The sequence below is a fragment of the Paenibacillus sp. JT31N11 genome, assembly GCF_056269285.1.
Map to the genome: position 1 here is coordinate 67594 of NZ_JBWDNQ010000013.1, position 13227 is coordinate 80820.

Annotated in this window: 12 protein-coding genes; 1 reads left to right on the forward strand and 11 read right to left on the reverse strand. The window is 52.7% G+C overall.

From position 1 onward, the window contains the following. Window positions 1-8: 8 nt before the first annotated feature. Both glgB and AC0YNV_RS31015 read right to left on the reverse strand, forming a co-directional pair. Window positions 9-1943: a 1,4-alpha-glucan branching protein GlgB gene (glgB, locus tag AC0YNV_RS31010; protein ID WP_475771466.1), complete on the reverse strand. Its 1935-nt coding sequence runs from the start codon at window positions 1941-1943 to the stop codon at window positions 9-11. 644 nt (window positions 1944-2587) lie between these two features. Then, window positions 2588-3481 carry a helix-turn-helix transcriptional regulator gene (locus AC0YNV_RS31015; RefSeq protein WP_475771467.1) on the reverse strand — a complete coding sequence of 298 codons (894 nt, stop codon included), beginning with the start codon at window positions 3479-3481 and terminating at the stop codon, window positions 2588-2590. Window positions 3482-3521: 40 nt separating this feature from the next. Here AC0YNV_RS31015 and AC0YNV_RS31020 point away from each other — a divergent pair, with 40 nt between their 5' ends. Then, window positions 3522-3752: a hypothetical protein gene (locus AC0YNV_RS31020; RefSeq protein WP_475771468.1), complete on the forward strand. Its 231-nt coding sequence runs from the start codon at window positions 3522-3524 to the stop codon at window positions 3750-3752. Window positions 3753-3813: 61 nt separating this feature from the next. Here AC0YNV_RS31020 and AC0YNV_RS31025 read toward each other — a convergent pair whose 3' ends face one another. From AC0YNV_RS31025 to AC0YNV_RS31065, 9 genes are all read right to left on the reverse strand, one after another. Further along, on the reverse strand, window positions 3814-4782 hold the full coding sequence (locus AC0YNV_RS31025) for an ArsR/SmtB family transcription factor (RefSeq protein WP_475771469.1): 969 nt from the start codon (window positions 4780-4782) through the stop codon (window positions 3814-3816). Between the two features lie 69 nt (window positions 4783-4851). After that, complete coding sequence (locus AC0YNV_RS31030) at window positions 4852-6228, reverse strand: cytochrome P450 (protein ID WP_475771470.1); 1377 nt, start codon at window positions 6226-6228, stop codon at window positions 4852-4854. Window positions 6229-6353: 125 nt separating this feature from the next. Further along, entirely contained in the window at window positions 6354-7469 is a 1116-nt protein-coding gene (locus AC0YNV_RS31035) for a sensor histidine kinase (RefSeq protein ID WP_475771471.1), read from the reverse strand. A gap of 37 nt (window positions 7470-7506) precedes the next feature. Beyond that, window positions 7507-8202 carry a response regulator transcription factor gene (locus AC0YNV_RS31040; RefSeq protein WP_475771472.1) on the reverse strand — a complete coding sequence of 232 codons (696 nt, stop codon included), beginning with the start codon at window positions 8200-8202 and terminating at the stop codon, window positions 7507-7509. A 240-nt stretch (window positions 8203-8442) separates the two neighbouring features. Next, window positions 8443-9309 (reverse strand): hypothetical protein, encoded by an 867-nt coding sequence (locus tag AC0YNV_RS31045; protein WP_475771473.1) that lies wholly within the window; start codon window positions 9307-9309, stop codon window positions 8443-8445. Between the two features lie 16 nt (window positions 9310-9325). After that, window positions 9326-11752, reverse strand: a complete 2427-nt coding sequence (locus tag AC0YNV_RS31050) for a heavy metal translocating P-type ATPase (protein WP_475771474.1) — start codon at window positions 11750-11752, stop codon at window positions 9326-9328. An 89-nt stretch (window positions 11753-11841) separates the two neighbouring features. Then, on the reverse strand, window positions 11842-12042 hold the full coding sequence (locus AC0YNV_RS31055; protein WP_210039929.1) for a copper ion binding protein: 201 nt from the start codon (window positions 12040-12042) through the stop codon (window positions 11842-11844). Window positions 12043-12136: 94 nt separating this feature from the next. Then, window positions 12137-12466, reverse strand: coding sequence for a metal-sensitive transcriptional regulator (locus tag AC0YNV_RS31060; protein WP_475771475.1), 330 nt, complete (start codon window positions 12464-12466; stop codon window positions 12137-12139). A gap of 116 nt (window positions 12467-12582) precedes the next feature. Continuing rightward, window positions 12583-13134, reverse strand: coding sequence for an MOSC domain-containing protein (locus AC0YNV_RS31065; protein ID WP_475771476.1), 552 nt, complete (start codon window positions 13132-13134; stop codon window positions 12583-12585). Window positions 13135-13227 lie beyond the last annotated feature (93 nt).

Consider the following 13227-nt stretch of genomic DNA (forward strand, 5'->3'; position numbering starts at 1 on the left):
CATAAACGCTAATGAAATTTCTGGAAAGATTGCGGCCCTTCCCCTTGAACATAAGTGAGTAATTGAAAGCTGAATGGAGCCACATCCACAGTCAGGCTGCACGCTCTTCCATGCCAGGCAGCAGCGCGGCTCTCAATGATATCCGGCACATGTTTCCAGGCACCGCCAAATGCGTTTGACTCACTATTTATAACGACCCGGTATTGACCCGGTTCGGGGACGCCAATAACGTAGGATTGAAGCTGTTGGTTGGAGAAATTGCATATGGAAACCGAGAATTCGTTGGCCGCATGGCCTCTGCGCATGAAGACGACGACACTTTGCGCAGCATTGTGCACATCGATCCACTCGAAGCCGCCGGGATCACAATCCCGCTCCCACAGCGAGGGTTCCATGGCGTATGTACGGTTCAGCGTCTTCACATAATGGTGCATACGATGATGGGATTGATACTCGAGCAGCTGCCAATCCAGCGATTCCGCATCCTTCCATTCATCGAACTGGCCCCATTCGCTCCCCATAAAGAGCAGTTTTTTGCCGGGATGCGTCATCCAGAAACCGTAAAATAGCCGAAGCTGGGCAAATTTCTGCTCATAGGTGCCGGGCATTTTGTTCAGCAGTGATTTTTTGCCGTGCACGACCTCATCATGGGAAAGCGGCAAAACGAAGTTTTCGGAAAATGCGTATACCAGTGAGAAGGTAATCAGATTATGGTGGTGAATTCGCTCTCCGGGGTCAAGCGCCATATAACGGAGCATGTCATTCATCCAGCCCATATTCCACTTGAAGTTGAATCCAAGACCGCCCATGTAGGTGGGTGATGTGACGGCCGGCCAGGAGGAGGAATCCTCCGCAATCATCAGCGCGTCGGGGAAATAATGAAATACCGTTTCATTAAGATGCTTCAGAAACTGGATGGCGTCCGTGTTCTCCGAGCCCCCGTGTTTATTATAAGTCCGCATCTCCGGCGGCTTATCCAGGTGAAGATCGATCATGCTGGCGACCGCGTCCACGCGCAGACCGTCCACATGGAAGACGTCCATCCAGAAGACCGCATTGGAAATGAGGAAGCTCTGCACCTCGGTGCGGCCAAAATCAAATGCGAGCGTCCCCCATAAGGGCTTCTCCGCCCGCAGAGGGTTCATTCCTTCATAGATTGGCGTTCCATCGAATAACCGGAGTCCATGGTCATCCTTGCAAAAATGGCCCGGAACCCAATCCAGAATAACACCGATCCCGCGCTCGTGGCAGCGGTCGATCAGAAGCATCAGCTGCTCCGGAGAGCCGTAGCGGCTGGTGGCCGAATAGTAGCCCGTCACCTGATAGCCCCACGATTGGTCGAATGGATGCTCGGTAATCGGAAGCAGCTCAATATGGGTATATCCCATTTCAACCACATAATCCACGAGCTCGCCGGCCATCTGCTCGTAAGTCCAAAACAATTCTCTGCCGTTGTTCTTCCATGAGCCCAAATGCAGTTCATAGATCAGCATAGGTTCATGATAAGGACTTTCTTCCTGTTTGCGGCGCTGCCATTTCTCATCGCGCCAACTGTATTTACCCAGATCCGCCACTATGGAAGCCGTCTTCGGTCTAAGCTCCGACTGGAAAGCGAAGGGATCGGATTTCAGCAGACGGTTCCCCTGAATCGTCTCGATTTCGTATTTGTACAGCGTTCCTGGACCGATCTGCGGAATAAACAGGCTCCAAATCCCGGTCTCTCCCACCTTCTGCATGGCATGACTCTCGCCGTTCCAGTCATTGAAGGAGCCGGTTACACGGACGTTGCGGGCATTCGGGGCCCACACTGCAAAACGGACGCCGCTTTCATCGCCAAGGCGAATGGGATGAGCGCCTAAGGTCCGGTAGCTGTGATATAAATTGCCTTTGTTAAACAAATATAAATCGCGCGTGGACAAACCGATTGATGCGGCATTTATCATGAGCGGCAGTGACCTCCCCAAGAAAAATGATTGTTAAATATTTGTCAAGTTTTCTGACATGAATGCGCGATTTTCTTTCATTATACACCGCCGTATTCAAGTTGGCACTCTATTTTCTGAAAATTGCGCCAGTCAGCTAAGCCTTATGGCTTATTCTAATTTATACAAATTGCCATCACAACATAACACAATAGTTTCCATTTATGTGGAGATTCACCTTAAATTTCTGCCGGAATCAGCGATTGCCTGCTTATAGTCCGTATTAACCATTAAGGCATGCTTCGCAATCAGGCTCTATCATCATCATAGCCGAGAGCCTGTCTATATTCAAAAGAAATCTTTCACGGTACAGCCGGAAAGTCTGACCGTGCCTTGAGGAGCCAGCTGATAGCGGATTGGCAGTCTGCCGGAACGTTCATAATCCCTATGCCTTTATGGCCCGACCAGCGATTACGCAGCAATAAATTTGTTGGAGAATCCTTAAAACGGATAATAGCCGATGAATGCAAAAGAAGTTGCATTGGAGGTGAATTTGCTTTCCATGTCAATGGGGCTCTAACATGGAAGAAAAAAAGCAGCCCAGACCTGCTTCAAGTCCGGAGCTGCCTGTATGATCATCCTAGCGGGGAAACGCGGGGCTCCCTTTATTCAAAATCCTCCTGCTTCGTGATGTTCCGGGCAAGCGCAGCGCCTGTGAACCGTTTTCTGTAAAGCAGCGGCGTGATGCCGATATGGTCCGAGAAGGAACGCGAGAAGTGCGGGGTCTGCTTAAATCCGGTTTCATCCGCTATGCGGGATATGGGCCAATTCGTCTGCAGCAGCATCAGCTTCGCCTGATCCAGCCGGTAGGAGAGCAGATACTGCTGAGGCGTACAGTCGAACACCTCGCTCATGCATCTTGCAATATAGTTGGGATGCAGGCCCAGCGCCTCGCCAAGCTTGCTGTTGGTGACCGAGCCCCGAAAATGAAGCTTCAAATAAGCGGCTGCCTGCTCCGCAACAGAAATCGGCGCTTTGGCCGCATCCGTCCGCCAGCCCTCGTCAAAAAGCTGCAGCAAATGAAGAAACCATTGCTGGCGCTGCCAGAAGGCGCTGTGCGAGGTGCCGCGGGCCGCTTCATGCAGCTTGCCGAACAAGGAAATCGCTTCTTCCGGAAAGGGGAGCGTCATTGACTTGGGCAGCCGTATGGCATACGAATAATAATCGCCGCGAAGCGTGCCGCAGTTGTTCTCGTCGAGCTCCTCCCAGAGACCTGCCGTCTGAAAATGAACCCAGTCTATGATGGTATGCTCCGAGCAGGGCCTGACCGGATAATGCCAGCGGTCGGGGCGCAGAATCACCATTTGTCCCGGCCCCAGCTCCCATGTACGCGATTCTTCACCAATATATAGCATTCCGCTATGAACGAAGAGCAAATCGAAGACACCTATATTTCGTCGGTTTGGATGCTCGCCGCCGGGCGGATAGGTATTGCGGTTGGATTCGATAAAATAAGGCAGCGGTGGAGATAAAAAAGTAAGCAGTGGATCGGACGACAAAAGAAGGCCTCCCTGTTGAAGTAAGCTTAAACGGAATGTTATGTTTTTTCCGCCCGTTTATTCTATCAAACATTTGCAGCCGAATGAAACAGCATTTGACCCTAAACTGCAAAAAAACTTCAATTCGGGTGCCGCTTCCGGAAATAAAGCAGCGTTAGACCCGGAATTGCACGGTGATGATCAACGGCTGGTTCTGATCTTCAATCTGGACCAGCTTGGCTTTGCCCTGGATCCCGGCTGCGAGGCGTCGGATCTTGCCGCTGCGTTGTAATAAACAAAAAAGACATCGCCAATAGCGATGTCCCGGGTCTTTTTGACATTTCAGTTTATCTTCATTTATCGTCCTGAATCAGGCTTCTTCCTTGCTCCCCCGATTCATGGATCTGTACGAAGGACAAAATCAGATCTTGCGGATAATCTCCGAAAGAGGCGCCGAATAAATTAAGCCCGTTCCGGTTGACGGCATCCCCGGACACCTCGATCCGGACGCGAATGGGCTTGTTGAAGGTCAAATTCAAGTCACGCAGCGTTGTCCCGGACTTCCGGTCTACATGAATGTAGCTGCCTTCTTCCGATACTCTCCACTGGATCAGCTTCCCGTATTGTGTGCCGCCGTTCCACTTTGCAGAGGTCAGCTTGCCCATGCGGTCTCCGTAATCCGCTTCAATGGTTATCATCCCGACGGGACAATCATTGATAAACAGCGAAATATCCGAAGGCCAATTCATATCGAAGCCAGGGGCTTCCGCGCATAATTCCGCCTGAAAGCGGAGCTCGCTGAAGCTGACGCCAGGAGGAACCGGGTTGGCAAAATAATATTCCACATAGCCTGAGCCCCCAAACCACAGCAGTGAGGCTTCCACCCGCTCCGGCATATAGAAAGCTCTTGGGTCATCGACACAGCCGATGTAGACCCCCTCTTTATTCACCATCCCGCAGTACGGTTCAATGGAGCACTGGGAGTACATGCCGATCGGCATATGAATTTCCTCCAGCTTGTGAAGTCCTTCCCCCCGTTTGGAAGGCAGCTCAAGCAGAATGGAGCTGCAGGTGACCGTGCAAATCTTCTCCCTGTTGGCGCCAAGCGTCGAGCTGACCAGTTGGGCATGCTCCAGCATCTGAATATTAATCGTAATGGTCGGCTGCGCAACGCCCAGCGTACCCGCAAGCTGGGAAATACTCATGGGGCGCTCACCCAGCGTTTCCAATATGCGCAGCCTCAAATCACCGGACAGCGCTTTGGCAACATCGACAATGCGGTTAGCCGGGTAACGCTGCACGAAATCTTTTATCTCGCTCATCTACTCGTTCCTCTCGACAGGCGTATCTCTTAAACGCATAATAAATGCCAAACTTGTTTCTACTATGTGTCAAACGCGGCGATGCGGGATCATCCAGCGTCCGTTCTTGATGCGCAGCGACACGAGCGGCTCCGGCTCCGCCTCGCCCTGGCCGGGAGCGGATGTAAAGCGGAATCTGCGCGCCAGCACTGCCAGAATCAGACCGGCCTCCATCAGCGCGAACTGCGACCCGATACAGCCGCGGGCGCCGCCGCCGAATGGAAAATAAGCAAACCTCGGCCACTGCGAAATGCCGGAGTCGAACCGCTCCGGCCGGAATGCGGCTGCATCTCCGAATACCCGGTCATTCCGGTGGATGGCATACGGACTGATCAGGAAGCTGCTGTTTGCCGGAAAATGATCCCCCAGCATCTCGACCGGCTGCTCCGCTTCACGGAGAATCGCCCATGCAGGCGGATATAAGCGCAGCGTTTCCTGTATAACCTGCCTGGTGTAAGCCAGCCCGCGGTAAAGGTCAAAAGCCGATTGTCCCTCACGCATTTGTCTAACGGTCAGCGGTCTGTCCCGAATCTCTTCATAAAGCCGTTCATCTACTGAACGCTCGCGGTCAAGCGCATAAAGCGCCCATACAATGGCATTGGCTGTGGTCTCATGACCGGCCAGCAGCATGGTCATCATTTGATCGCGAATTTCCACATCGGGAATAGGATCGCCCTGGTCATCCGTGGTATCCAGCAGCAGCCCCAGCAGGCTGTCGGCATATTGCTCCGGGTTCCTGCGGGCTTCGGCAATGGTATCATAGATCATATCCTCCAGAGAACGGATCGCTTTGAGGTGCTTGCGATTTTTCGGAGTCGGCACGGCAAGCGGGAGGATGATTGGCGAGAAAATGGTTTTGGCGCTTAGCCTGATCGTATCGTCCACCGCTTGCGCAAGCTCGGTCTTGGCCTCATGAAGCTCTGTCTTGAACATGCTTCTGGAAATAATGCCGAGCGTCAGCTGCATCATCACATCATGCATCGGAACCATGACGCCTTCCTGAAGCGTATCGGCAAGCCGCTCTGTTTCTTCCATAACGACCTCGGCGTATGCTTGAATGCGTTCCTTATAGAAAACAGGCGTCAGGTATTTCTTCTGCTGCCTGTGGCGCTCATGCTCGGCGGTCAGCAGACCGTCGCCGATGGTTCTGCGCAGTACGTTGGAGCTGCGGCCTTTGCGGAAGCGTTCTTCCTGATGTACGAGAATTTCCTGTACGAAGGCAGGCGAGTTTACGATAAAGGTAGGGCGGAACGAGCTTGTCCGCAGGGATACCATCTCCCCTAAGGGCAGCGCATTGATAAGGAATTGGAGCGGATCCCGCTGAAAGCTCAGAAAATTGGCAACTCGGGATGAAGGAATTCCGACCACTCGGGTCAAGCTGATCTCCCCTTTACGATTGCGGTTCATGCTCCTCCATCATACCGCCCTTTTGTCCAATGCTCAAATTGGAGCGAATACCGGCAGTCCCAGTCCAAATGCAAACGAAAAAGGCGCATTTGCCTGAAGCCGCCTCCCGCTCTCTAAATCCCGGATTACCGCAATGCCGCTTGCATGCTGGTCAGCAGAATTTTGAATTCGGTTTTGCGCTTGTCGCTGCTCGCCGTAATCGTGCCGCCATGCAGCTCCACGATGCTTTTGGCAATGGCCAGGCCCAGCCCGCTTCCGCCGGTTTTTTTGGAACGGGAAGCCTCCACACGGTAAAAGCGTTCAAAAAGATGCGGCAGATGGCTCACCGGTATGGGTTCGCCATAATTGCGGAAAATGACCGATGTCATTCCCCGCTCCTCTGTCAGTTCAATGTCCAGATACCGTCCATCCCGGCCATATCGGATCGCGTTGGTCATCAGATTCTCGAACAGACGCAGCATTAATTCGCCATCTCCCTCCACGATAATCGGTGCAGGGGGCGCGTGAACCCGGCAGATCATGCCTGCCGCCTCCAGCGCGGGCACCGATTCATCCGCCAGCTGCTGGAGGAAAGGAACCAGATCGATTTGCTCCAATTTTAGCGGAATATCGCTGCTGGTCACACGTGTATAGTCGAATAGATCATCAATCAGCTTCTCCAGAACAAGCGATTTCTCATAGGCAATGCTCACATACTGGCGAAGCTCCAGCTCGTCCCTGTATCGATCCTGCTCGATATACCCCAGAAAGCCGAGTACGGAAGTAAGCGGAGTCCGCAAATCATGGGAGACGCCGGTGATCAGATCATTCCGCGCCTGGACGGCGGCACGTTCCTCTGCCTGCGCCTGACTCAGCCGCGCCGTCATATCATTGACCGTCCGGGCAACCTGTCCCAGCTCGTCGGAGGAAGTGACCGGAATGCGATGAGACAAATCGCCTCCGGCAATCTGCTGCAATCCGGAGGTAATCAGCTCGAGGTACCGGATTATGTTTCGTGAAAAGATAAAGAAGAACAGAAGAAACAAGACACATCCCGTCACCGACATGACCGTGACCGATCCGACCCTGTTAATGATCCAGCGCAGCAGCGAGGTAAGCGGAAAGGAGGAGGAAGGATTGAAGCGGATGAGCTGGGCAGCCAGAAAATAACCGAGCGTCAGCACCAAGCCCAAGGCCAGCAGGCTGGCCAGAAAGGCAAGCAGAAACTTCCACAGAAATGTTCGGAATAATCGGGGTTTCATCAGAAACAGATTCCTTTCGGCTTAACGGACTCGCAAACTATTGATTATCGATCTTATAGCCCACTCCCCATATGGTCTTGATGTAACGGGGCTTGCGGGGATCGGTTTCGATTTTCTCGCGGATTTTGCGGATATGGACCATAACGGTATTATTCGCTTCAAAAAAAGCATCCTTCCACACCTTCTCATAAATATTCTCGATGCTGAAGACGATTCCGCGATTGCGGGCAAGCAGCTCAACAATCGCAAACTCCCGCGGAGTCAGCTTGACGGGAATTCCCTCCACCGTTATTTCATGCGCGGCCGAATGGATCACAAGACCATCAATGATCATGGTATCGCCGCTTGTCTGGGGAGAAGTATATTTGTTGTACCGGCGCAGCTGGCTTTTGATTCTTGCGATCAGCTCCAGCGGACTGAAGGGCTTGGTGACATAATCGTCCGCTCCTACGCTGAGTCCGGTAATTTTATCAATTTCCTGACCTTTGGCCGACAGGAAAATAATGGGCATTTCGCCCAGCTCGCGAATTTTCAGGCAGGTGTCGATTCCATTCATTCCCGGCATCATGATATCCAGCACAATCAGATCCACGGGCTCCCGCCTTATGATTGCCAGCGCTTCCTCTCCGCTTGCGGCAATAAGAAGACGATAGCTTTCCTGCTGCAGATAAATCTGCATCAGCTTGATGATTTCGGGTTCATCGTCGACCAGAAGCAGCGTTTTAAGATTCACTTTTTATGACGTCCTTTCATAAGTACGTTTCATTATACCAACTCTGGAAAGGCTTTTCACATTCTGAAGTTCTTATCTTTTTCTTAAAATCGGGCAGAACGCGAGAAGGGAGCGCCGTAAGTGGCGCTCCCTTGCGAACAATCAACAAAAAAAGCGCCGCATGAACGGCGCCTCCTGCTGCATCACTATTTATTGTGCAGCTGACTGCTGATGGCTTTTTCGGTCTCTCAATCTGACACGTCAAGGAACATCGATGACGAAAGGCACCACAAACGTTTTTCCTTCCCGCTGGAACTGGCCCCATACCTTGTAAATTCCGCTTTCCGGAAAACGGGTCATGAAGGCGGCATCCGGTCCCTTGGCTTTCTCTTCCGTCGGGTGCACATGGAGATATTGCTCCGCATCTGCGCTTAAGATTACGACATGACCTACAGCGCCCAGATAAGGCTCAAGATCGGTAACCGGTTCATGCGTGTTGGCATCGGTCATGTGAAAATCAAGCTCCAAATCCATGCCAGCCATCAGATGGCCGTAAGACAGTGTCACCTCTACGCCATTAACTGTCTTGACCAGGCTTTTATCGGGTTCGATCGGTTTGGCTTCACCCGCCGACCCAAGCACGGAAATCCAGATGCTGTTGTTCACTGCAGAACCGCCAGTCGGCACGTAATCCGCAATCAGCTTGTAGTCGCCCCCCGCAGGAAAATTCGTCTCTACTTGAAATTGTCCATTCCCGTTATATATCGGATGGATATGATCGAAATACGCGAGATCCCTGCTGACGATGATCAGATGCATCTGCTTCTCGTGATTCAAATCAAATTCCGCGACAGGCTTGCCCTTCCCATCGTTAATTTGTACAGTTATCGCAGTGGTGTTCCCCGCCTGAGGCTTCTCGTCCGACAGCTTCCAGACCGCCTCCGTCTGAATATGGGATGTACCGGAAGCTGCATGCCCTGTAGCATCATGACCATCATGATTCATTTGATTCATTTCGGCACTATCCTGATTCTCTGCCGCAAGAGGCGCCTCATCATGCTTGGATCTGGTGCATGCAGTCGCAAGACTTAACACAGCAATCAGCGCTACTATTAATAATCGTCTCATCGTTAACCTCCGTGAATTACAACTTGACCCGCTGCAGACGGAGTGCGTTCAGCACGACAGATACCGAGCTGAGCGCCATCGCAGCGCCTGCCAGCCATGGGGCGAGGAACCCGCTTGCCGCAATTGGAATGCCGATGACATTATAAGCCAGCGCCCAGAACAGGTTCTGCCTGATATTGCGCATTGTCTTCCTGCTCATTTCAATGGCATCCGGGATACTGTTCAAATCTCCCCGCATCAGCGTCACGTCAGCTGCTTCCATGGCCACATCCGTACCTGTCCCGATTGCCATGCCGATATCCGCTTCTGCCAGAGCCGGGGCGTCATTAATGCCATCGCCCACCATCGCGACCTTTCGGCCCGTCGCCTGCAGCTTCTTCACCTCAGCCGCTTTTCCCTCGGGCAGTATTTCCGAGAGCACCTGGCTGATTCCGGCTTCCTTGGCAATAGCTCGGGCAGTACGCTCGTTGTCTCCGGTTATCATTATCACATCAAGACCAGCCTGCCGGAGACGGCTGACTGCCTGACTGGATGTTTCCTTGATGGTATCCGCAACGGCGAGCATACCTGCATATTGACCGTCAACAGCAGCCAGAATGGCGGTTTTTCCCTGTTCTTCTAGCCTGTTCATCTCCGTCTGCACGGTATCCGCCGTCACGTTGTTCGCCTTCATCAGCTTGCGTGTCCCGATCAGCAGCTCGCGGCCATCTACTTTGGCCCGGATTCCAAACCCCGGCAAAGCTTCGAACGATTCCGCGCTGACAAGCGTAATTCCCTGCTGCTGAATTCCCTGGACAACGGCTGCAGCAAGCGGATGCTCCGAGCCCTGCTCAGCCGCTCCTATCCAGCCTAGCAGTTGTTGTTCATCCCATGGCGCTTCCAGTTGAATGTCTGTCAGCTCAGGCTGCCCTTTGGTCACAGTGCCCGTTTTGTCCAGCACAACCGTATCGATCCTGTGCGCAGCTTCCAGGTGCTCGCCGCCCTTGAATAGAATGCCAAGCTCAGCCGAGCGTCCTGATCCCGCCATGATGGAGGTCGGTGTCGCAAGACCAAGGGCGCACGGGCAGGCAATGACCAGAACGGCAATCGCCTTCTCCAGCGCTCCGGCAAAATTGCCCGGCTCGATTCCGAAGTACCAGATCAATAGAGCCGCGGCGGCTATGCCAACGACAATCGGGACGAAAATACCGGAGATTACATCGGCAACGCGCTGGATCGGAGCTTTCGAGCCCTGCGCCTCCTCTACTACCTTGATAATCCGGGCAAGCGCGGTGTCCTTGCCGATTTTCGTCGCCTTAATTTTCAGCAGCCCGTTCCTGTTGATCGTGGCGCCGAACACAGACTCTCCGGCATGTTTATCGACAGGCAGACTCTCCCCGGTCAGCATGGACTCGTCAACAGCGGAGATTCCCTCAAGCACTTCACCGTCAACCGGTATCTTCTCCCCCGGTTTCACAATCACGACATCTCCGATGAGGACCTCTTCAATCGGGATATGCAGCTCTCTCCCGTCACGAATGACCAAAGCGGTCTTCGCCTGCAGACCCATCAGCGTCTTGATCGCTTCCGAGGAGCGCCCTTTAGCCAGGGACTCGAACAGCTTGCCCAGCAGGATCAGGGTAATGAGGATCGAGCTTGTCTCATAGTACATGTCTACCTGGTGATGGCTGCCGATCGACTGAAAAGTCAGATAAAGACTGTAGAAAAAGGCCGCCGATGTGCCCAGTGCGACAAGCACATCCATATTCGCGCTGCCATTGCGCAGCGCTTTATAAGCCCCTATATAGAAAGGTCCGCCGATTATAAACTGGACCGGAGCCGCCAGCACAAGCTGGAACCAGGGGTTCATCAACAATTCCGGAAGCCAGATCCAGGAGGTAAAGGAGAAATGCGCAACCATCGCCCAGAGCAGCGGCAGTGACAATACAGCTGACACCAGCAGCCTGCTCTTCTGTCGGCGTATCTCCTGGCGGCGCCGTTCTCCGGCATCCATGACTTCAGACTTCAGTCTGGCTTTATAGCCCAGCTTCTCCACGCGGCTGACCATATCGGAAACAGACACATCCGCGGAGGAGTACTCCACTCTTGCGGTTTCCAGCGTAAGGTTGACAGCAGCCCGCTGCACACCCTCAAGCTTATTCAAGCCTTTCTCGATCCGGGCTGCGCAAGCCGCGCATGTCATGCCTTCGATCGCCAGATCGACGGTCTCATGAACTGTGCCATAGCCAAGCGCCTGGATCTTATTCTCAAGCTGCTCTCTGTCAACTTGCTCCGGATCATAGTGGACGGAAGCCTGTTCCAGAGCAAAATTAACGGAGGCTTGCGATACACCCGTGAGCCTGTTCAATCCCTTCTCGATCCGGTTTGCGCAGGCGGCGCAGGTCATACCGGAAATTTGCAGGGTCGTTTGCTGTTCATATTCCTTCTCTGGCACCGGACTCATATGCATCACCCATTCTCTCTATATGGTACCCCAGTAGGGTATAATTATACGTATAAAAAAGGAGCCGTCCATCCGGCGGCTCCGGATCCTTACACTACGTCATACCCTTGATCTTCTATCGCTTCTTTGATTGCGGCCAGTGAGATCTTCGATGCATCGTAATCAATGCTGACCGATTGTTTGGCGAGATCCACTTTGGCGGCAGCGCCTAATGTTTTGACGGCCCCTTCAACAGAATTCACACAGTGACCACAGGACATTCCTTTTACATTCAACAGAACATGCTCCATAATGATTCCTCCTATAGGCGGCCTTAGTCCGCCGGATATTATAATGGGAAGAGACGCGCAGCACCGCAAGCAGGAGATGAAACGCAGCTTCTTCTTATTTCATCAGCTTCTTGACTGTAATCAGCAGCTCATCAATGACTTCATGCTCGCCAGCCTGAATGCGCTCCACAACACAGGACCTCATATGCCCTTCCAGAAGAAGCTTGCCTACACCGTTGAGTGCGGATTGAATAGCGGCGATTTGATTCAGGACATCGTCGCAATAGGTATCTTTCTCGATAAGTCCCTTAACACCGCGAATCTGCCCTTCAATCCGGTTGAGACGGGTTATTAAATTGGTCTTCATGGCGTTTGAGTGATGACTCTTGCGCTCTCCTTCACTTGCACAGCTATCCTTATCATGCAGTTCGACTGACTCATCCATGAGCGGATCACCTCTTCTACTATAATATACAATACCCCCCATGGGTATGTCAAGCGGGCAGCGGCATTAAATTTTCCGTTCAATCTTCCTTATGTATATTCCATAATTGCCCATTATCATGCCTGGGGCCTGATAATGGTTACGACATCATTCATCCGAATGGCCCCTTCCCGTTCGACAGAGCAGACGATGCCCCGGAGCTTCTTAGCCGCAGGCACGAATTTTTTGGCCGCCGTTGATGGATATATTTCCGAATCAATAACCTCTCCAGGATCTTTGCACGGCATATTTTCACCTTCGCAAATCAACCCCGCCCCCGAGGCGAATACCAGTCTGGCACCCAAGGGCAGCATGGTCAAGGGATCCAGACCTTTAAGCAGCAAATTGGCGCCAAGCCATTCCGGTCTGATCTCCACCACATCCATATTGCGGGCGATCTGTCGGCACTCCTCGACAGAAACGATACTGATTTGACGGCGGTTGGCAATAAGCTGTCCCCGCGGATAGATTTTCTGCCGCGAATCAGCCTTGCGCAGCAGACCGAAATGGCGGTCGCCCGGAATGCCGCCAAGCTCAACCTGGATTTCCTCGATCCTTCTTGTAACAAACGAGGATGGTGCATCCGCAATCAGGACGGCTTCCACAACTGCTATGCTTTTTTCTGCCATTCTTCTCACGCTCCCAGTTTCATCGCGTCATTGCTTATTATGGCTGGCATGCTGCGGCGCCATCCCAACCGGCCAACCCGCCATAATTGCCGC